This is a genomic window from Polynucleobacter sp. MG-6-Vaara-E2, assembly GCF_018687695.1.
Lineage (GTDB): Bacteria > Pseudomonadota > Gammaproteobacteria > Burkholderiales > Burkholderiaceae > Polynucleobacter.
Window position 1 is genome coordinate 165,135 of sequence record NZ_CP061303.1, and the last position, 21,176, is coordinate 186,310.

Sequence of the window (21,176 nt, forward strand, 5' to 3'; positions counted from 1 at the left end):
TTATTTAGGTTTGCGCTGAAGGAGTTTTTCAACCGTTTTTCGTAAATCGGACTCGGGCGCTAACTTGTCCAGTAATTCTTCCCATGATTTTTTGGCAATCGCATTAAAACCTTTGGGTTTTTGATGCTGCGTATCGCTCGCTCGTGGTTTTACTTCCCATTGCGTTGCGGCAGGCCTCACTTTGACTTTAATGGCACTACAGGTGAGCCCAAGTTTTCCTAACTCATTGATTAGACTAGGTAAATTTTGCTGTAAGCGAGTAGCAATACTAGCGCTATTGACCAGTAAAAACAATTCATCCTGGCTACCGGAGCGCCAGCCAGCTTCAATTTTGGAGCTAAGGTGTCCTAAATCTACTTTTTCCAAGGCTTTACCAAGAGAAGACTTGAGTTTGGCTAGATCTTCAGTTTTGGCCAAAATTCCCCCAAGTCCATTGGATTCACGCAAGTAATCAAGCCATTCATGGGCTGTTTGCTTGCGGGACGATTTAGGGGCAAAGTTCATAAAAAATGGGGTTGCGGGTGATAAACTCAAGGACTTAATTTTCTTCAATATCCCATGGTAATCGGTCTTCTTAAAACCCTGGTCGGCAGTCGTAACGACCGCCTCTTAAAACAGTATCGCAAAGTCGTTGCCAAGGTTGGCGCTTTTGAGTCTAACCTGCAATCTTTGGACGATGCTGCACTTGCGGCTAAAACTGCTGAATTTAAGTCTCGTTTAGCCAATGGCGAATCTTTGGATGACATTGCGCCTGAGGCTTTCGCTGTTGTGCGTGAAGCTAGTGTACGCGTCATGAAGATGCGGCACTTTGATGCACAACTGATGGGTGGTTTGGCACTTCATCAAGGCAAGATTGCTGAGATGGGTACAGGCGAAGGTAAAACGCTAACCGCGACACTCCCAGTCTATTTAAATGCTTTGACGGGCAATGGTGTGCATGTTGTTACCGTGAACGACTATTTGGCACAACGCGATGCTGAGTGGATGTCTAAGTTATATAACTTCTTAGGTATGAAAGTTGGCGTGAATCTATCGCAGATGGATCATAAGACTAAGCAAGAAGCATATGCAGCAGATATCACTTATGGCACCAATAACGAATTTGGTTTTGATTACTTGCGCGACAACATGGTCCAAGATGTGGATCAGCGTGTACAACGTGGCGTAGCTTACGCCATCGTCGACGAGGTCGACTCAATCCTGATTGATGAGGCGCGCACACCATTGATTATTTCTGGCCAGGCAGATGATCATACTGATCTTTACATCAAGATCAATGCGCTCCCGGCACATTTAGAGCGTCAAATTGGCGAGGAGAAAGCCGATGGCACTGGCGTTGAAAAGCCAGGTGATTACTGGGTTGATGAAAAATCGCAGCAGGTATATTTGACTGAGCAAGGTCACGATAAGGCTGAGCAAATCTTGGTACAAATTGGTGCCTTGAATGATGGCGATTCTTTGTACTCCCCGCAAAATATTACGTTGATGCATCACGTGTATGCTGCCTTGCGCGCTCATACTTTGTATAACCGTGATCAGCATTATGTTGTGCAAAACAAAGAAGTCATCATTGTTGATGAGTTCACTGGCCGTTTAATGCAAGGTCGCCGCTGGTCTGATGGCTTACATCAGGCAGTAGAGGCTAAAGAGGGTGTTCCGATTCAGAATGAGAATCAAACCTTAGCAACAATTACCTTCCAGAATTATTTCCGCATGTACGGCAAGTTGGCAGGTATGACTGGTACTGCTGATACTGAAGCGTACGAGTTCAAGGAAATTTATAACCTTGAAACCGTGGTGATCCCTCCTAATCGGATTAGTCAAAGAAAAGATAAGCAAGATCAAATTTATAAGTCTTCTCGCGAGCGTTATGACGCAGTGATTAAAGATATTGAAGATTGCTATGAGCGTGGTCAGCCAGTACTGGTTGGAACAACCTCAATTGAAAATTCAGAGTTAATTGCTGGCTTATTGGATAAACGTAAGTTACCGCATCAAGTATTAAATGCCAAACAGCACGCCCGCGAAGCAGAAATCATTGCGCAAGCAGGTCGTCCAAAAATGATCACGATTGCCACTAACATGGCTGGTCGTGGTACCGATATCGTGCTCGGTGGAAATGTAGGTAAACAGTCCTCTTTAATTGAGGTTGATGAAGCGCTTTCTGAGTCAGAAAAAGCTGCCAAAATTAAACAATTGCAAGATGAGTGGCAAAGTATTCACGATCAAGTGTTGGCTGCTGGTGGCCTACACATTATCGGAACTGAGCGCCATGAAAGCCGTCGTATTGATAACCAGTTAAGAGGACGCTCTGGTCGTCAAGGCGACCCAGGCTCTTCACGCTTCTATCTCTCTTTAGACGATCCTTTGTTGCGCATTTTTGCTGGTGACCGCTTGCGAGCTGTCATGGAGCGCTTGAAGATGCCTGATGGCGAACCTATTGAAGCGGGTATGGTGACTCGTTCGATTGAATCAGCTCAGCGCAAGGTTGAGGGTCGCAACTTTGATATGCGTAAGCAGTTGCTTGAGTATGACGACGTTGCGAACGATCAGCGCAAAGAAACATATCGTCTCAGAAATGAAGTGCTTGAGAGTAAAGATATTGGTGAACTCATTGCGAATTTGCGTGAGGATGTATTACGTTCTATTTGTTCTCTCTATGTTCCTCTTGAATCCATGGAAGAGCAGTGGGACTTGTGTGGTCTTGAGAACGTTCTTGCAAATGAGTGGGGCCTCACTGTAGATTTGCAGAAATGGGTCGAGGGCGCGGCAAGTGTTGATGACTCTGAAATTGTTGAGCGAGTGCTGCAGGCGGCTAAAGACGCTTATGACGCCAAAGTTGAGCTATCTGGACGTGAATCCTTTGCGAGTTTTGAGCGCTCCGTTCTTCTATACAGTGTTGACACTCACTGGCGTGAACATTTGGCCGCTTTGGATCATTTGCGTCAAGGTATTCATCTACGTGGTTATGCCCAAAAAGACCCCAAACAAGAATATCGTCGCGAGGCCTTTGGGCTTTACGGTGAACTCTTGAATGTCATCAAGAATGACGTTGTGAAGAGCATCATGACGGTGCAGATTCGTAGCGCTAGTGAATTGGATCAAGCATCAGATTCGATGAATGAAGAGTTGGCCAAGTTAAAAGACCTTCAGTATCAGCATGCAGATGCTGACATGGAGGTTGCTGGCTCGACTGGGGATCGTGGCGCTGCTATTGATATTCAGCCTGCACCAGTTCGTACTGGTCCTAAAATCGGTCGCAATGATCCTTGCTCATGCGGTAGTGGTAAGAAATATAAAAATTGTTGCGGTGCATTGGCATAGTTATTATTGACACATGGTTGAATGAAAAGGCTCAGAAAAATCTGAGCCTTTTTTCTTGGTGGAATCCCTAGTCGTTTGAGATAGCTAATAACCCTTTCATCTGTCATGATTTGTAAGTAATAAATCGGTAGTATTTTTTGATTGTTTAATTTCGCTAAGGGGGCGTTATGGCCGTATCTTTTACTCTCAATGGTAAGACTGTGAATTTTGATGGGGATCCAGAAACCCCAATACTATGGGTCTTGCGTGATCATCTGGATGTTACTAGTCCAAAGTATGGCTGTGGAGCAGCTCTCTGCGGCGCCTGTACTGTCCATCTTGAGGGTGCTGCCATCCGCTCTTGTTCTACGCCCGTAGCCGCAGCTGCTGGTAAGAAAGTCACTACTCTTGAAGGCTTGTCTGCCAAGGTGGGCAAGGCATTGCAAGATGCTTGGATTGAGTTTGATGTCCCTCAGTGTGGCTACTGTCAAACAGGACAGATGATGTCGGCAGCCGATTTACTATCTAAAAATAAAAAGCCTAATAGTGATGAGATTAAGAGCGCGATGAGTGGCAATATCTGTCGTTGCGGAACTTATGCCCGTATAGAAAAAGCAGTTAAACGCGCTGCTGATAAATTGGCTTAAGGGGATAATTCAAATGAAAAATCATTCTTTAAAGAATCAAAGTCGTCGTCAATTCATTCAACAAAGTGCCACAGTTGGCGGTGCCTTTGTGCTGGGCATGTATTTGCCAATGGCTAGCGAAGCTGCCACCGATTCGGGTGAGAAGCCAGCATTAGCAAATGCCTGGATTCAAATTACCCCCAGCAATCAAATTACTTTAATTTGCGCTCGCTCTGAAATGGGTCAGGACGTTTATACCTCTATGCCAGCGCTTCTTGCTGAGGAGTTGAACTTACCCCTCTCAATGATCAAGGTTGAGATTGCAGGCGTCGCTCCAGTCTATATTAATGCGATGTTGGGTGGTCAAATCACTGGCGGCTCTACATCAGTTCGTGAAGCCTTTGATAAGCTCAGAACTGCTGGAGCAGCTACTCGCGCAGTTCTAGTACAAGCTGCAGCTCAGAAGTGGAATGTAGCGGTAGCGGACTGTAAGGCGATGAATGGTAAGGTGACGCACTCTAGTGGCAAGTCAGCCACTTATGGCGATCTTGCAGCTGATGCTGCTAAGTTGCCATTGCCAGAGAAACCAGCCTTGAAATCACCAGCTAACTTTATGGTGATAGGAAAAGAAACCATGCGGCGCTTAGATACGCCAGCTAAAGTTTCTGGAAAAGCTGTCTATGGAATAGATGTCAAGATTCCGGGGATGGCAATTGCATCGCTGGCTCAGTGCCCAGTCATTGGCGGCATACCAACATCCTATGATGCATCAGCTGCTCTCAAAGTATCTGGGGTTATTAAAGTAGTTCAGATTTCAGATGGTGTTGCAGTCTTAGCGAAAGATTTTTATGCAGCACGTAAAGGTAGAGACGCTCTCAAGATCACTTGGAATGAAGGATCTAACGCAAACTTAAACAATGCTGTTGTGCGGAAATCTCTAGAAGAGGGCTTATCCAAGAAGGGTGCAATCATTAAGACGGTAGGTGATGTCTATGCAAGTGTCCCCAATGGCAAATCTCTGAGTGCGCAGTACTTCTTGCCATATCTCGCTCACTCGACGATGGAGCCAGTGAACTGTTCTGCCGATGTTTCTAATGGGAAGTGCAGAATTATTGGTCCAATTCAATTCCAGCAAGGTGGTCAGGCAGTTGCAGCTGCTGCGGCTGGCGTTAAGCCAGAAGATGTCACTATTGAAACCACATTTTTAGGTGGTGGTTTTGGACGTAAGCTGGAGCTTGACTTCATCCGTCAGGCAGCTGAAATTTCAAAAGCAGCGGGTATGCCAGTGAAGATGCTTTGGACTAAAGAAGATGACATCACACATGACTTCTATCGTCCAATGAGTATTCATAAGGTTGAAGGCGTATTGGGTTCAAATGGCCAATTGACCAGTATGAAGGCAAAGATGGTTTCTCAATCCGTCACGGCTCGTGCATTTCCTGGATTTGTGAAGGATGGTTTTGATCCTTTTATGGTCGAGGGTTCAAACAACATTACTTATGACATTCCCAACATGGAAATCACCAACGTTATTACGGATACCGGATTACGGGTTGGTTATTGGCGTTCAGTAAGTAATGCATTGAATGCATTTGCAATTGAGAGTTTTGTGGATGAAGCTGCAAATGCTGCTGGCAAAGATCCGGTTGCTTTCCGCCTTGCCTCCTTAAGCAAACATCCAAGAGCAAAACATGTTCTTGAAACTGCCGTGAAAAAGTCTGGCTATGTCTCAGGTAGCAAACGTTTTGGTGTTGCTCAAATGGAGTGCTATGACACTTACTCAGCATGTGTTGTGGAGCTTGATAGTGAGGCGACTGAGACTAAGGTGAAAAAGATTACTTTTGTTTCTGATTGCGGTATTGCAGTTCACCCTGATCAGGCAAGGGCTCAGCTCACGGGTGGCGTCATTTATGGTTTGAGTGCCGCACTGGGGAATGTGATTACCATCGAAAACGGCCGTGTACAGCAAACAAACTTCAATAATTACCCAAGTTTGCGTCAAAACCAGGTGCCAGTGATTGAGGTTCACTTGATTCCTAGCCAAGAGAAGCCGGGTGGCTTGGGCGAGGTTGGGGTGCCATTGGTAGCGCCTGCTCTAGCTAATGCGATTGCTGCGGCTACTGGTAAGCGAATTCGAGAATTGCCAGTGAAAGCCTAGATTTAGGCCTTTAGTAAGTCATAAAGCGCGCCATTATTTGGCGCGCTTTGTTTTTGTGCCTCATCTACAATTATCAGACTATGACAGTTAACTTACCCCTCCCCCAAAAAGCCGATCTCACCCCTGTTAAAGGTTTTGAAATGGGCATTGCTGAAGCTGGAATCAAGAAAGCCAATCGCAAAGATTTGTTGGTGATGACGCTAGCCCCTGGGTCTCAGGTTGCCGGTGTTTTTACTTTGAATCGTTTTTGCGCTGCCCCAGTCCAAGTCTGCCGTGAGCATTTGGCGCAGGAGGGTCGTCATGGGCAGATTAGGGCTCTGGTAGTCAATACCGGTAATGCGAATGCAGGTACAGGCGAGCAAGGTATGAAACATGCATTAGAGACATGCGCTGCTTTAGCCAAGGATCTCAACATCAATCCAGAGCAGATTTTGCCATTTTCAACGGGAGTGATTCTCGAGCCGTTGCCGATCCAGAAAATTATTAGCGCTCTTCCTAAAGCGGTTGCTAATTTGGCCGAGGATCACTGGTTTGATGCCGCTGAAGCAATCATGACTACGGATACTCAGCCTAAAGCAAGTTCAGTCACAATTCAAACTCCTGCTGGCCCAGTTGTCTTGACTGGTATCTGCAAAGGTGCTGGCATGATTCATCCCAATATGGCAACCATGTTGGGTTTTATTGCTACTGATGCAGGATTTGCTCCAGGTATATTAGGCAATCTGACTCGCGAGGTTGCAGACCTTTCGTTTAATGCCATTACGATTGATGGTGATACATCAACGAATGATTCTTTCATCATCATGGCCACTGGCCAGTCAGCAGTACAAATTCAATCTACTAGTGATCCATGTTATGCGGTTGTTCGCGATGCACTAATTGCCTTAGCTAGAAAATTGGCTCAAATGATTGTGCGCGATGGAGAGGGTGCCACCAAGTTCATGACGATTGAAGTGGTGGGCGGTAAGACGGCCGAAGAATGTCGTTTGGTTGCTAAGGCTGTAGCCCATTCACCATTGGTAAAAACGGCTTTCTTTGCTAGTGACCCTAATTTAGGCCGGATTCTTGCTGCTATTGGCTATGCTGGAATCAAAGACTTAGATGTGAATCATGTACAAATGTGGCTTGGGGATGTCTGGGTTGCTAAAGATGGTGGGCGCAATCCAAGCTATCAAGAGGCTGATGGCCAAAGGGTAATGCAAGAGGCTGAAATCACAGTAAAGATTGATCTAGGTCGTGGAGCCGCCAGTCAGACAATGTGGACCTGTGATTTGTCACATGACTATGTATCGATCAATGCAGACTACCGCTCTTAAAAGATGCCAACAATATGAATGAAAAATTAGATCGTCTTTTAGATCACCTGGAGACATTTTTACCTAAGCCCCTCACAGACGAGCAGTGGAAATCATCACCTGCATTTAGATGGCGTCGTAGAGATAGTATCTTTGGGAACATTGGGTTTTTGCAACCAGTAAAGCATGTGTCTGACATTACTTTTGATGATCTACAAAATATCGATCGTCAAAGAGATGCGATACGCGATAACACTAAAAACTTTATTCAAAAAAAGCCAGCCAATAATATTTTGCTCACCGGCGCTAGAGGTACTGGTAAGTCATCCTTGATTAAGGCTAGCCTGCATGAGTTTGCCAGCCAAGGACTGCGCTTAGTTGAGGTAGAGAAAGAGCATCTAGCCGACTTGGCTGATATCACTGAGATTTTGGCCGACCGACCTGAGCGTTTCATCATATTTTGCGACGACCTATCTTTTGAGGATGGAGAGTCAGGCTATAAGGCCATGAAATCCGCTCTGGACGGCTCAGTTTCAGCCCAGGTCGACAATATCTTGATTTATGCCACCTCTAACCGTCGCCATTTGCTGCCTGAGTATATGAAAGATAACGAAGGTTATGTGCACAGTGATGATGGCGAAATTCATCCGGGCGAAGTGGTTGAGGAGAAGATCTCCTTATCTGAGCGTTTTGGATTGTGGTTATCCTTTTATCCGCCCAAGCAAGATGAATACTTAGCTATCGTCGCGCATTGGTTGCAACATTTTGGCCTTACTCCTGCGCAAATTGAAACTGCTCGTTCGGAGGCATTGGTGTGGGCATTGGAGCGAGGTTCTCGTTCTGGACGTGTTGCTTGGCAATTTGCAAAATATTGGGCCGGATCACACGCCTAGGATGAATTGATTCTTGTGAGTGAAATAAATCGTCCTGTTACTGAAGTCGCTGCCGGGATATTGATAGACCAATCGGGTCGCTATCTTTTGGGGCAAAGACCCGAAGGCAAGCCGTATGCAGGATATTGGGAAGTGCCTGGCGGCAAGATTGAAAAAAGCGAAACGGTTTTTGATGCGCTTAAACGTGAACTTCAAGAAGAGCTGGGAATCGTTATTCAATCAAGCGAAGAGTTAACGATTCTTGAGCATGACTATCCGCATGCCTATGTTCGTTTGCACGTCAGTATTATTCGGGATTGGAGCGGTACCCCAAAAGGCTGTGAAGGTCAGTCTCTATCCTGGGAGCTGCTTGGCGCAGAAAAGCCAAGTGTTGAGCCATTATTGCCCGCCGCTTGGCCAATGCTAGAAAGGCTTAAAGCTCTTTTAGCTTAGAACTGACAGAGGGTCAGTTTGAATGGCACATCCTTATTGGCAGGCTGTGCTTTTTTATCACGATCTGATTGCATAAAGCGCACAGAAAGCAGGTATTTATTGGCGCTAATTTCAGAGAAGAGTGTGTCATCTTCAACTGCAATCCGCATGAGCTGATAAATTTTTCCAGAAGGCGCTTGCTGGAATGATCCGTTATGCGCAACAACATCTTTTGCTTCGCCTGACTGGCGAAGTAAACGTAAAAATAATTGACACGCATCTTGCCATGGCAGCAATGGGCAAACAAAATTTTCTAAAAGTTTCCGACGTTCGGTCGAAGGACTATTTTTCCAAGCATGATAGCTAGGTAAATCAATTGGACTCGTGCCGCCAGGAATATTTAAGCGAGTGCGAATGCCATTGAGCCACTCGCTCTCAGAAATAGCTAGATTTGGTCTGCCTGCAGATTGATTAATCTTAGATGCAACTGAATCAATTTCTGCAAGAGTTTGAGAGAGTGCTTCTTGATCTACTTTTTGTGATGACTTGAGTCCATTGAGCGCATATTTTTGACGCTCAAATTCTTTTAATAGCAGTGACTTGATATCACCACGTGCACCAATATCGCCAAGATCAAACAGCATCGAAATTGCATTGTGATGCAATTCAGGGTCGTCAGAGCGAACAAAATGATTAAAGCGGGCGAACAAATACTCCAGTCGAAGCATGCTTCGAACTAATTCGTTGAAGGGGTATTCGTAGACAATCACAAGCCCATATTCTATGACGAACTGAGCTGATCTTTCTTAATCTTCAGAATTTTTTGGTGCAACTGGTTTACTTCGGTATTTAATTCTGCCAAGCTGCCTTGATTCTCAATAACGATATCCGCCTGGGCTAAGCGATCTTTTCTGGATGCTTGAGCGTTAAGAATTCTCTCAACCTCTACTTTGGGTAAATTGCTGCGCTGCATCACCCTTGATATTTGAAGTTCCACCGAGCAGTCCACCACCACTAGCTGATCAATCAAACCCTCCCAAGACCCTGATTCCACTAGGAGTGGAACGACAAACACCAAGTAGGGAGAGCCCTTTGCGGCCCATTGATTGGCTTGTCTAATGGTTTCCTGACGAATCAAAGGGTGGGTAATCGCCTCCAAAGCTTTACGGGCTTCGGGCTTTGCAAAAACCAGGGTGCGCATCTTGTTTCTATTTAATGCCCCGCTGGCATCTAGATAGTCAGGGCCAAATTGCTTTTGTATGGCAGGCATTGCAATGCCGTTTGGGGCGGTGATCTGATGGGCAATAAGATCGGTATCAACGATTCCAGCACCCAATTGCCCCAGTAAATCGCTAACTGCAGTTTTACCCGAACCAATACCACCCGTGAGGCCTATCAGGGGGATGTGCCCCTTGAGCCCGTTTAGATCGGATTGTTGAGAATGAGCGTTTGTAGTCGCTGTGGCCATAACAACTCAATGATGCCAGCAATCGCAAGAAACGGTCCAAAAGGAAATGCGGAGCGAGTTGATTTTTTTTGAAGTTGGAGCCAGGCGAGTCCACCGATTAAGCCAATCAGAGAGGCAATAAATAGGATATTGGGAAGGGCGTTTAGGCCAAGCCATGCACCTAGGGCCGATAAAAGCTTTGCATCCCCCAGGCCGATACCATTTTGATTCTTAACTAATCTGTAGACCCAATTCAGACTCCATAAAAATAGGTAACCAAATATTGCACCCCAAATGGCACTAGGAAAGTCAGTCAATCCCAAGGGTACGAAGTAATTAAACATGAGTCCAGCAGTCATTGTCGGAATCGTGATGGCATCAGGCAGGCGAAAGGTACGCACATCGATATAAGCCAAAGAAACCAATATCAAGATTAGTAATACGCGCACGATGTCGAAAGTCATAGAGGAATGCATCAAACAATTTGTCCCAAATTAAATATTGGTAGATACAAGATTATGACAAGTCCACCAATAATGAGCCCAACAAAAATAATTAACAAAGGTTCCAAGGTTTGGCTAAGGTTATTGAGATGACTACCGAGTTGTGATCCCAAAGTGTGAGCGCATTTATTCAGCATGCTTGCAAGAGAGCCACTCTCTGCTCCAATATGAAGTAGTTGTAATGTTTCAGAGTCAAAAAAGTATTTTTTAGGATCTGCCTTTTTTAAGGCGTCACCCAAAGACCATCCTCGGGTGAGATGTTTAAAAACTTCTGCACTCAGATCATGGCTTAGCCAATGATTGGATGATTGCGCAGTAATGCGTAAAGCATCTGGAAGCGCTAGGCCCGACTCTAGTAAGTGGCCCAATGTTCGGCAGCAATAAGTAAGTGCTGCCAAGCGAAATAATTTTCCCAAGAGGGGGATGCGAAAACTCCAACGGTCACACAATTTTTGTAAGTAGATTGACCGGAGCCAAATGAGAAAAAACAATAGAATACTTGAGATCATGCAGGTAAAGATCTCTAAAAAATATTCATTGATGACGGAAGATGTTTGAATGAGAACTTTGGTTGGGGGTGGCAATTCCGCCTGAAAGTGTCCAAACACATCCTTAAAGACGGGTACCACCCAAATCATCATGACTACTACCAATATCAACGAGCTAGCCAAGGTGATCATTGGGTAGCTTAGGGCTTGTTGCACCTTGCGCCTCAATTCAATTTGGGCTTCTAGTTGCTGACAAATCGTTTTGAGAGCAAGCTCAATATCTCCAGTGCGCTCACTTACGCGAATGAGGTTAATAAACTCCATAGAGAATTGATTGCTGCGTGCAATCAAGCTTTGAGAAAAGCTATTACCTTTTCTAAGATGAGTCTGTATGTTCTTTAGCCAGGACTGCCAGTTTTTTGGTGCCGATGACTCAATGAGTTCAATAGCATTTAAAAGAGCAAGTCCAGCATTCAGTAAGCTGAGTAGTTGTTGTGCAAATGCGAGCTCTTGTTGTTTACTTAATGCCATGCGCAAACCTCAGTCTCTAGTCCTGAGCGATCAATCAGGCCTTCATTAACGCGCAGTATTCCTGCTTCTCTGAGGCTAATAAATGGCAGACTTACATCAAATAAATGTTTTGCACTGAGAATCTCATGGACGCCAATGCGACCGAAGTATCGGTTTCCATTGCAGTGGCTGCAAACGCCAGTCACATCAGAATCAATTTGATCCTTGCATTGTGGGCAAAGCTTCCGAACTAAACGTTGTGAGCTTACGCAAAGCAAACAAGATTCCAAAGACTCTTGATCTATTCCTAAGTTTTTAAGCCGAGTCAATGCGCCACGTGCATTGCGGGTGTGTAAGGTGCTTAATACGAGGTGGCCAGTTTGTGCTGCTTGTATAGCAAGATTTGCAGTAGCGCTATCGCGAATTTCTCCAATCATGATAACATCTGGGTCTTGTCTAAGAAGTGCTTTGATGATGACTGAAAAATCTAGGCCGGCTCGTGGGTGATACCCCACCTGATTCACGCCTGGCAGACGAATCTCAATAGGATCTTCGATTGAACACAGGTTGCGGTGTGATTGATTGAGAAAACTGAGGCAGCTGTATAGTGTGCGTGTTTTGCCACTACCCGTCGGACCTGTGACTAGTATTAAACCGTTAGGCTTTGCGATCGCCTCTTGAAAAATATCCAATTGCTCTGGTAAAAGACCAATACGTTCTAAGGAGAGCTCCTCTAGACGATTAGGCAAGATTCGAATGACCGCTTTCTCTCCATGTAGTGTTGGCAGAATCGAGACTCGACAATCAATATTGGGTTTGGAAAAATCTAATCCAATACTCAAACGCCCATCTTGGGGAATACGCTTTTCTGCAATATCTAGACGGGCTAAGATTTTGATACGGGTAATGAGACGCTCATGGTGCTCAGGGGGGTGTTGTGAGTGAACTTGCAATAAGCCATCAACACGAATACGAATTAAAGCTCCTAGGTGGCTGGCCTCAACATGAATGTCACTAGCTCTGGCATTGATTGCATAGGCTGCGATCTCATACCATGTGCGAATAATTAGGGAGTCATCATTTGCACTACTCAATCTTGAGTTTGATGACTGGAGGGTCGATGGAGTTTGACAGTCTTTACACCTTGATCATCAAATTGAACGATTTCCATGACGATGTCGGCAATCTTAATGCTGACATCATGATCCGGAATCGCCTCAAGATTTTCTAAGATAAGACCATTGAGTGTACGCGGGCCATTTAAAGGTAAATCTAAATTGAGAAGACGATTGAGATCGCGAAGTGATGCGCTACCGCTAGCAAGATAAGTTCCATCTGCAAGCCAACGTGGATCAGTCGATAAATGAGAGAAAGAGGTTGTGAATTCACCAATGAGTTCTTCCACAATATCTTCGAAAGTCACTAGACCAAGTACTTCACCATATTCATTCACTACCAAGCTTAAGCGCTGTTGATTGTCTTGAAAGAACTGCATCTGTTGCAATACTGGTGTGCTGCTTGGAATAAAGTAAGGTTCATTTACTAGCGATCTAAAGTCTTCGTGTTTCAAGTCAGAGTCGCCCAATAAAGATAGCGCTTTCTTGACTGACAAAATTCCGACAATACGCTCGGAGTCGCCATCACAGACTGGTAACTTATTGTGATAACAGGTCTCTAGTTGCTGCACCACCTCATCAATCGGCCTTGAAAGATCCAAGACTTCGATTTTCGAGCGAGGTGTCATGACATCGTCAACGGTGATGTTCTCTAAATTAAAGAGGTTGAGCAAAATATTGCGATGGTGATTCGAAACGAAGCGATTCGACTCTAAAACTAGACTGCGTAGCTCTTCGTTGCTCATCGTTCTGCTATCTGATGACGATTGCAGGCCAGACACTTTCATTAATCCCGAAACAAAATTATTGATGAGCCAAAGTAGAGGGGTTAGTAAAAAAGTGAGCGGCAGAATAAGCCAGCCCACATTAGAAGCAATCTTTTCAGGGAATGCAGCACCAATTACCTTAGGGGTGATTTCGCTAAAGATGATGATGAGTAAGGCCACTACTAGGGTTGCAATCGAGAGTACAAAGCCACTCTCTCCAAATAGATGCAGAGCAATTCCGGTAACGAGGATTGGCAGAATGGTATTAATCAGATTATTGGAAATCAATAACACTGAAAGAAGCGAGTCAATGCGCTTGAGAAGTCTTTCTGCTAGTGCTGCACCAGAATTACCACTATTGGCCATGGCGCGCAGACGATGACGGTTGGAAGACAACATACTGGTTTCAGCCATCGAAAAGAAGCCTGAAAGCGCGAGTAAAAAGAGGACTAATGCAGCTTGGCTATAAAGAGGCCAATCATCAAAAAAGTTGTCCATGGGATATGTTTATAAATTAAGGATGATTCAATATAGCAAAGTAGGCTTTCAGAAACCATATTCAGTAGTGATTGCCCGGGTAGAAAGGGCTGTCATCCCCTTTTCTAAATTATGTGAGAATCATTCTTATGGTTTTACCTAAAAAACAGCCCTCTCCAGAAAGTGCAAGTTATTGCGTTATTGAAGCCCCATTTGGGAGGCTTGGCATTCTGACCGAATTGGTTGATGGCAGTCTCATGCTCTCGAAAATTGACTATCTCTCCGCCAGGGCTAGCTTATTAAAACCCCAAAATGGACTTGCTAAGGAAGTGGCTAGACAGTGTCATGCTTACTTTAAAGATCCACTCTTTCAGTTTGATCTGCCAATAAAGCCATTAGGTACGCCACATCAACAGAAAGTTTGGAAACATATCCGAGAAATACCTGTTGGCAAGGCAAAAACATATGGTGAGATTGCTAGTGCTATTAAGAGTGGACCTCGCGCTGTTGGTACGGCGTGTGGCGCCAACCCCTTTCCCTTAATTACCCCATGTCATCGGGTTGTATCTGCTCAAGGCATCGGTGGTTTTATGAAAGAAAATTCACCTGGGTTGTATCGTCAAATTAAAACTTGGCTCCTAAAGCATGAGGGAGCAATCTAAGCTTTAGAGCTGTCTTCTAAGTGCGCTTGATGCCGTGTGAAAGAAAAGTTTCATGAGCGTATCACTGCCAACGGCAATCTTTGTAAAAGTATAAAAAGTCATGACGGACTTGCGTGAAAGCTTGAGCTCGTCTTTATGATTAAATTGCTTACGATTAGCAATTTTAGAAAGGGTCAAGACTGCAAGACCAAAAGCTAAAAAGCAAAAGCGTCTTACCCCAGCATCCTTCTTGGGTATCAGTAGGATGTATTGCATAGAGTCTTGTAATTTTTGATAGGCAATCTTCAGCAATTCACTCTGACTCATACCGGCAGGCTTCCAAGAAACTCCGCGGGCCTCATCCTCCGGCGAATCTTTCAGGATATTGGTCATCTGTAGTGCCTGACCAAACGCAATTGCCAGTGCTTCATGTCCTTTGATCTGTTTTGAAAAATCGGCAGAGTGATTACTAAAAATAGTGGTGAGAAGTTCGCCAACTACCCCAGCGACTACATAACAATATTCTTCGAATTCGTTGAGGTCTTTTAGGCCAGCCTCAGTTTGTTTCCCATGAAAATGGGACATGCCCTCCGACATGATTGAAACGCATCTACTTACAGCGGCTTGATCCTTGCTTGAGCAGGTATGCAGAATCCGCAAAATAGTTGGGGTGTTGGCAATGAGATCGAGTTCGTCTTGATTGCCATAATTTTTGAGTGCAGCAAGGCATGGCGCAACAAAAGACTCCACTGGAGACTTTTCTAGAACAGCATCAAGAAAGAACTTAGACAGCGCCTGTTTGGTCTCTGGATTGAGGTCGGCGGCGTCCTCAATAGTGTCCACAATTCTGCAGAGTAGGTAAGTATTTCCAACGACCGTCTCGATAACGGGTGGTAATAGGGGGATAGTGAGGGCAAAAGTTCGAGATACCGAGCCCAAAATAGCTTTTTGATAAGCCAGGTCAGTATCTAGACTCTCGATGGGATTGGATTTGGGTAAATGCACCTGACAATTATGTCAGACCAGCATGCTTTAAATTGGCGCCTATTTCATTACTGATAAAAGTGACATGGCCATATAATTTCAACAAATTCTATATGGAGAAGTTGGGCGTGCTGATTTGGTTCGTCATCATTTATTGGGTAATTTCTGTTGGCATCGGCTTATGGGCCGCCTTGCGCGTCAAAAATACCGCTGACTTTGCAGCTGCAGGCCATAGCCTCCCAATGCCGATTGTTACCGCTACTGTTTTTGCTACTTGGTTTGGTTCCGAGACCGTATTAGGAATTCCTGCCACATTTTTAAAAGATGGTTTGGGTGGCGTAGTTTCAGATCCATTTGGGTCATCCCTCTGCCTTATTTTGGTCGGCCTCTTTTTTGCACGGCACCTTTATAACCGCCGCATGCTAACAATTGGTGACTTCTTTCGTGAAAAATATGGCCGTACTGTTGAAGTGTTAGTAACACTTTGTATCGTTGTCTCTTATTTAGGTTGGGTGGCTGCGCAGATTAAAGCACTAGGTCTTGTTTTTAATGTTGTATCTGAGGGAAGTATTTCCCAAACTGGTGGCATGATGATTGGAGCTGCTAGTGTCCTGATCTACACCCTTTTTGGTGGCATGTGGTCGGTAGCAATTACTGACTTTATTCAGATGATCATTATTGTGATTGGTATGCTGTATATCGGCGGTGAGATGACTACGCAGACAGGAGGCATCAGCGTAGTGATTGAGCATGCCGCTGCTGCTGGTCAATTTAGTAACTTCTGGCCCGATATGAACTTAGCCTCGATTTTGGGCTTTGTCGCAGCGCTTTGCACCATGATGCTGGGATCTATTCCACAGCAAGACGTTTTCCAGCGCATTACTTCCAGCAAGAATGTCAACATTGCCGTAAATGCTGCGATTTTGGGTGGCGTCCTCTACTTTATTTTTGCTTTTGTGCCGATGTATTTGGCTTATTCAGCAACGCTGATTAATCCTAGTTTGGTTCAGGAATATCTCAATACTGATCCTCAAATGATTTTGCCTAAATTGATTTTGAATCATGCGCCGATCATTGCGCAGGTGATGTTTTTCGGCGCATTACTTTCAGCAATCAAGAGTTGCGCCAGCGCAACCTTATTGGCACCCTCAGTAACCTTCGCGGAAAATATTGTGAGAGGATTTTTTAAGCATCTTTCTGATCATGACTTGCTCAAAATTATGCGCATCACAGTTTTGTGTTTTGCAGTGGTGGTAACTTTCTTTGCCGTGAACTCTGAGCTCTCCATTTTTAAGATGGTGGAGAGTGCCTACAAAGTCACTCTGGTTGCTGCTTTTGTGCCGCTGGCCTTTGGGGTGTATTGGCCAAGAGCGAATTCTTTAGGTGGATTACTGGCGGTTGTCGGCGGTTTAACGATCTGGATTAGTTGTGAAATCTTGGCTCCTAATGCCGTTATGCCACCCCAGTTGGCTGGCTTATTAGCGAGTATTGCCGGCATGATTTTGGGTAGCCTAGTGCCAAAAGATGATTTAAAAGCCATTTAAAGTGCTTGTTGCTTAAAAATTAAGCAATTAAATTTGTTGCACTGCAAAACAATCGCACTAAAATAATCAGAATTCAACATTTTTTATTCTTGTGGAGTTCCTATGAAAATCTGTGTGATCGGTGGAGGTGGCGCTATTGGCGGATACCTAGCTGTCATGTTGGCAAGGGCGGGCAATGATGTAACAGTAGTGGCGCGCGGAGCTACTTTAGCTGCCATCAAAGAGCGCGGTTTGGCATTGATTATGGATGACCAGCCAGAGCCATTGGTGGCCCAAGTTAAAGCGGTAGAAAAAATTCGTGATGCCGAGACACCGGAAGTGATGATCTTGGCAGTGAAGGCGCATCAAGTTGAACCTATTATCGATGACTTAGCAGCGATCATGGGGCTAGAAACGATTTTGATTCCAATGCAAAACGGTATTCCTTGGTGGTATTTCCAAAAGCTTGGTGGCGAGTACCAAGATCACTCTGTTGAAACAGTGGATGCTGGTGGTCTTGCTAAAAAAGCGATCAATCCCAATAACATCATCGGTTGCGTAGTGTACCCAGCAACATTTACTCAGGCTCCGGGCGTCATTCGTCACGTAGAGGGCAATCGTTTCCCACTGGGTGAGTTAGACGGCAAGACAACTGAGCGTATTCAGAAAATTTCAGAGATGATGGGTGCGGCGGGCTTTAAGTCCCCAATTTTGGACGACATTCGTTCTGAGATTTGGCTCAAGCTCTGGGGCAATATGACTTTCAACCCAATTAGCTCATTGACTCACGGTACCTTGGAGGGCATTTGCCAGTATCCATTAACTAAAGAGTTGGCGCGCAATATGATGGCTGAAGCACAAACCATCGCTGAGAAATTGGGTGTGACTTTCCGGGTTGATATCGAGCGTCGTATTGCTGGTGCTGAGAAAGTTGGTAAGCACAAGACTTCAATGTTGCAAGACTTAGAAGCGGGTCGTAGTTTAGAGATCGATGCGCTTTTAGGTTCAGTGATTGAGTTGGGCAAAATTACTCAAACTCCAACACCTTGCTTAAACACTGTATTTGCTTTGACAAAATACTTGGATGAAAATGTACAAGCTTCTAAAGGGAGCCTAGCCTTACCATCAGTATCTGGTTACTAAAAGTAAAAGATTAATCGTTAGTCTTCGCCATTAAAAAACCCTTGCTACTCACATAGCAAGGGTTTTTGTTTTAAGGGCGATTGATTTATTCGAAGTGATTGTCCAGTTGACCAACACCCTCAATAATGATGCTGACATTGCTGCCAGGCTTCATTGAACCAACACCTACAGAAGTGCCGCAAGCAATGATGTCGCCTGGCAAGAGCGGGATATCCTGGGAGATGAGGCTGACTAACTTAGCTGGAGGGAAGATCATGTCTGCCACTGGATAATTCTGGCGCTCTTGATCGTTCAGGATTGTTTTGATAGTCAACTTACTAGGGTCAACATCGGTCGTGATGTAAGGACCAAAGACTCCAAAAGTATTGAAGCTTTTTGAACGAGTCCACTGTGCATATCCTGGATCACGATTAAGAATTTCAATCGCAGTCACATCATTAATGCAGGTGTAACCAAAAATAGCTTTGGTGGCCTCGGCTTCATTTGCCTCATGAATGCGTTTACCAATCACAATCCCCAGCTCACCTTCGTAGACCACTTTGCCTGAATAAGATTTGGGGGTGCGAATGATTTGATTAGCGGCTAAGAAGGAATTATTGCCTTTAAGAAAGTAGAGCGGTTCTGCTGGCACTGCATGTTCAAGCTTAGTGACCAAGGCGTGAAAGTTATCTACCATCGCAACCATTTTGGATGGTGTGCATGGGATATCAATCGTGACATCGGCTAATTTGAGAGTTTCGCCTGTGGGTTTTGGATCCTGAAATAGGTCGCCTGAGTACACTGCGATTTGATCACCCTGTACTTGTCCTAACCCCCCTTTTCCTTGGTATTGAAATCTGAGCCATTGAGCCATAATGAGTTCCTAAGAATAAAAATTTTTGATAGTTAATATCTTACAGGGCTGAGCAGATGTCTAAGACTGCTGAACTGGTTTTTGCACCAGAAATGGATCAACCGATTCGTTATATCGAGCGCACTCGTAGCTATTACCTCGGCTTGGGTTATGACAATCCCTACATTTGGGCTCATTACATTGATGTGCCATTTACTCCGCTAAAAAAGTCGCTCAATCAATCCGTCTTGGGATTGGTTACTACTGCAGTACCTTATGATGCTGCGAGCGGTAATCAAGGTCCCGGCGCCCCGTATAACGCTGCGGCAAAGTTTTATCAACCCTATCAGCGATTAATGACATCAGAGATTGATTTGCGAATTGCGCACGTTGGTATCGATCGTAAAAACGCCAATATGGCAGAGATGAATTGCTGGTTTCCGCTGTGTGCTGCTAGAGACGCTGTTAAGGCTGGAAGAATTCAGTCTTTGTCACCACACTTTTATGGCTTACCGACGAATCGAAGTCAACGGCATACATTAGAGGTGGATGCGCCCATTATTTTAGAAATGCTCCGTGCGGATCAGGTGGATGTGGCGGTATTAATTCCAAATTGCCCAGTATGTCATCAGAGTCAGAGTTTGTTGGCAAGGTACCTTGAAAGTAATGGCATCTCTACAGTGGTGATGGGGGCTGCCAAAGACATTGTCGAGTACTGCGGTGTTCCTAGATTTTTATTTAGCGATTTTCCTCTTGGCAATGCGGCAGGAAGGCCGAATGATCCTGAGTCACAATCTCTTAATTTTGAACTGGCTTTACGCCTTTTAGAATCAGCACCAGCGCCCAGAACGACTGTACATTCACCCCTAGTCTGGTCCGCAGATCCCAGTTGGAAATTGGACTATTCGAATATTGCAATGCTCACTAAGCAAGAGCTTGAAAGACTGCGTGACGAAGCAGAGAAGGCTCGGATTACTGCTCGTGAATTGCGCTTAAATAGCTTGGGAACTTAAGTTTTTCGTGCGAGCGAGTAAGTGCACAAATCACGTAATGCAATTGTCGCCTCATTATTAGGAAAGCCTTGAATACATTCCAAAGCCAAATCTGCTTCACGCTTGGCGGCAGCTTGTGTGTAATCAAGTGCGCCAGAACTTTGTACTGCACCGAGAATTTTCACAAAGACATCATCGGGTAAATCTTGATTTTGTTCGATCGCAGCGCGAACTAATAAACGCTCTTCATTGCTACCATGTTCGAGTAAATAAATTAGCGGCAAAGTAGGTTTGCCTTCACGTAAATCATCGCCAGCATTTTTGCCCATTTGTTCGGCATTAGCTGTGTAATCCAAAAGGTCATCCATCAACTGGAATGCAGTCCCAATGTGACGTCCAAAAGCAGCAGCTTGTTCACGTTGAACATCTGTCGCATTTGCCAGGATTGCGCCGAGCTCAGTAGAGGCTTCAAATAATTTGGCAGTCTTGTAACGAATCACTTGAAGGTAGCTATCTTCATCTACTTCAGGGTCGTTCATATTGAGAAGCTGTAAAACTTCGCCTTCAGCAATCGTATTTGTGGCGTCTGACAGAATTTGCATCACCCGCAAATCGTTTGGGCCAACCATCATCTGAAAGGCTCTGGAATACAGGAAGTCACCCACTAAAACGCTAGCAGCATTGCCAAAAGCAGCATTTGCCGTTTCACGACCTCTTCTGAGGGTGGATTCATCAACAACGTCGTCATGCAGGAGGGTGGCGGTATGGATAAATTCCACTACCGCAGCCATTTCGAGGGTATAGGGGGTTGCTTTGCCATTGGCTAGCGCCTTGGCAACCAACATCAATAAAGCAGGCCTTACACGCTTTCCGCCTGCCTGGATGATGTAGCTGGAGATTTGGTCAATTAAGGCGACTTTTGAGGCCAAACGCTCTCGAATCACCTCATCTAAGCCCTTGAATTCTAGGGAAATAGGGGCCAAGATTTGGCTTAAGTCATTGATTTTGACAGTGCTCGTCATGCAAGATATAATAATGGGCTTAGCTTATCCAGGGTGGATTAGCTTA

At 44.9% G+C, this 21,176-nt stretch carries 20 protein-coding genes; 10 read left to right on the top strand and 10 right to left on the bottom strand.

Going from position 1 to position 21,176, the window contains the following annotated elements; all coding sequences use genetic code 11:
• Complete coding sequence (locus tag ICV38_RS00920) at positions 1-534, bottom strand: hypothetical protein (protein ID WP_251368166.1); 534 nt, start codon at positions 532-534, stop codon at positions 1-3.
• A 24-nt stretch (positions 535-558) separates the two neighbouring features.
• Between ICV38_RS00920 and secA the strand changes: the two genes are divergently transcribed.
• The 6 genes from secA (at position 559) to ICV38_RS00950 (ending at position 8,707) form a co-directional block, all read left to right on the top strand.
• Positions 559-3,324, top strand: coding sequence for a preprotein translocase subunit SecA (gene secA / locus ICV38_RS00925; RefSeq protein ID WP_215381891.1), 2,766 nt, complete (start codon positions 559-561; stop codon positions 3,322-3,324).
• Positions 3,325-3,491: 167 nt separating this feature from the next.
• A complete protein-coding gene (locus tag ICV38_RS00930) occupies positions 3,492-3,950 on the top strand; it encodes a (2Fe-2S)-binding protein (RefSeq protein ID WP_215381893.1) in 459 nt (152 codons plus the stop codon).
• Positions 3,951-3,963: 13 nt separating this feature from the next.
• Complete coding sequence (locus ICV38_RS00935; protein WP_215381895.1) at positions 3,964-6,087, top strand: xanthine dehydrogenase family protein molybdopterin-binding subunit; 2,124 nt, start codon at positions 3,964-3,966, stop codon at positions 6,085-6,087.
• 80 nt (positions 6,088-6,167) lie between these two features.
• Positions 6,168-7,403, top strand: coding sequence for a bifunctional glutamate N-acetyltransferase/amino-acid acetyltransferase ArgJ (gene argJ, locus ICV38_RS00940; RefSeq protein ID WP_215381897.1), 1,236 nt, complete (start codon positions 6,168-6,170; stop codon positions 7,401-7,403).
• 14 nt (positions 7,404-7,417) lie between these two features.
• Complete coding sequence (locus ICV38_RS00945; protein ID WP_215381904.1) at positions 7,418-8,275, top strand: ATP-binding protein; 858 nt, start codon at positions 7,418-7,420, stop codon at positions 8,273-8,275.
• A gap of 15 nt (positions 8,276-8,290) precedes the next feature.
• A complete protein-coding gene (locus ICV38_RS00950; RefSeq protein WP_215381906.1) occupies positions 8,291-8,707 on the top strand; it encodes an NUDIX domain-containing protein in 417 nt (138 codons plus the stop codon).
• Here ICV38_RS00950 and zapD read toward each other — a convergent pair.
• The 6 genes from zapD to ICV38_RS00980 are packed head-to-tail and all read right to left on the bottom strand — an operon-like array spanning position 8,704 to position 14,014.
• Positions 8,704-9,456, bottom strand: a complete 753-nt coding sequence (gene zapD / locus ICV38_RS00955) for a cell division protein ZapD (RefSeq protein WP_215381908.1) — start codon at positions 9,454-9,456, stop codon at positions 8,704-8,706. The genes ICV38_RS00950 and zapD overlap by 4 nt on opposite strands.
• An 11-nt stretch (positions 9,457-9,467) precedes the next feature.
• Positions 9,468-10,154 (bottom strand): dephospho-CoA kinase, encoded by a 687-nt coding sequence (gene coaE / locus ICV38_RS00960; RefSeq protein ID WP_371819233.1) that lies wholly within the window; start codon positions 10,152-10,154, stop codon positions 9,468-9,470.
• Positions 10,109-10,597 (bottom strand): A24 family peptidase, encoded by a 489-nt coding sequence (locus ICV38_RS00965; RefSeq protein ID WP_251368167.1) that lies wholly within the window; start codon positions 10,595-10,597, stop codon positions 10,109-10,111. The genes coaE and ICV38_RS00965 overlap by 46 nt, the downstream gene beginning before the upstream one ends.
• Positions 10,598-10,608: 11 nt before the next feature.
• Positions 10,609-11,655 (bottom strand): type II secretion system F family protein, encoded by a 1,047-nt coding sequence (locus ICV38_RS00970; RefSeq protein WP_215381909.1) that lies wholly within the window; start codon positions 11,653-11,655, stop codon positions 10,609-10,611.
• Positions 11,646-12,728, bottom strand: a complete 1,083-nt coding sequence (locus ICV38_RS00975; protein ID WP_215381911.1) for a GspE/PulE family protein — start codon at positions 12,726-12,728, stop codon at positions 11,646-11,648. Before ICV38_RS00975 ends, ICV38_RS00970 begins: the two co-directional genes overlap by 10 nt.
• Positions 12,725-14,014, bottom strand: coding sequence for an HlyC/CorC family transporter (locus tag ICV38_RS00980; RefSeq protein WP_215381917.1), 1,290 nt, complete (start codon positions 14,012-14,014; stop codon positions 12,725-12,727). The genes ICV38_RS00975 and ICV38_RS00980 overlap by 4 nt, the downstream gene beginning before the upstream one ends.
• A 128-nt stretch (positions 14,015-14,142) precedes the next feature.
• Here ICV38_RS00980 and ICV38_RS00985 point away from each other — a divergent pair, with 128 nt between their 5' ends.
• A complete protein-coding gene (locus ICV38_RS00985; RefSeq protein ID WP_215381918.1) occupies positions 14,143-14,655 on the top strand; it encodes a methylated-DNA--[protein]-cysteine S-methyltransferase in 513 nt (170 codons plus the stop codon).
• A 3-nt stretch (positions 14,656-14,658) separates the two neighbouring features.
• On the opposite strand, the gene ICV38_RS00990 is transcribed toward ICV38_RS00985, so the two are convergent.
• Positions 14,659-15,639, bottom strand: coding sequence for a squalene/phytoene synthase family protein (locus ICV38_RS00990; RefSeq protein ID WP_215381919.1), 981 nt, complete (start codon positions 15,637-15,639; stop codon positions 14,659-14,661).
• Between the two features lie 107 nt (positions 15,640-15,746).
• On the opposite strand from ICV38_RS00990, the gene ICV38_RS00995 reads away from it, so the two are divergent.
• Entirely contained in the window at positions 15,747-17,162 is a 1,416-nt protein-coding gene (locus tag ICV38_RS00995; protein ID WP_215382668.1) for a sodium:solute symporter family protein, read from the top strand.
• Between the two features lie 102 nt (positions 17,163-17,264).
• Complete coding sequence (locus tag ICV38_RS01000) at positions 17,265-18,284, top strand: 2-dehydropantoate 2-reductase (protein WP_215381920.1); 1,020 nt, start codon at positions 17,265-17,267, stop codon at positions 18,282-18,284.
• An 85-nt stretch (positions 18,285-18,369) separates the two neighbouring features.
• On the opposite strand, the gene ICV38_RS01005 is transcribed toward ICV38_RS01000, so the two are convergent.
• Complete coding sequence (locus ICV38_RS01005) at positions 18,370-19,137, bottom strand: fumarylacetoacetate hydrolase family protein (RefSeq protein WP_215381921.1); 768 nt, start codon at positions 19,135-19,137, stop codon at positions 18,370-18,372.
• Between the two features lie 56 nt (positions 19,138-19,193).
• On the opposite strand from ICV38_RS01005, the gene ICV38_RS01010 reads away from it, so the two are divergent.
• Positions 19,194-20,129, top strand: coding sequence for a reductase (locus tag ICV38_RS01010; RefSeq protein WP_215381922.1), 936 nt, complete (start codon positions 19,194-19,196; stop codon positions 20,127-20,129).
• Here the strand turns inward: ICV38_RS01010 and ICV38_RS01015 are convergent.
• Positions 20,126-21,130 carry a polyprenyl synthetase family protein gene (locus ICV38_RS01015; RefSeq protein ID WP_215381923.1) on the bottom strand — a complete coding sequence of 335 codons (1,005 nt, stop codon included), beginning with the start codon at positions 21,128-21,130 and terminating at the stop codon, positions 20,126-20,128. The two genes, ICV38_RS01010 and ICV38_RS01015, sit on opposite strands and share 4 nt — an antisense overlap.
• Between the last annotated feature and the right edge of the window lie 46 nt (positions 21,131-21,176).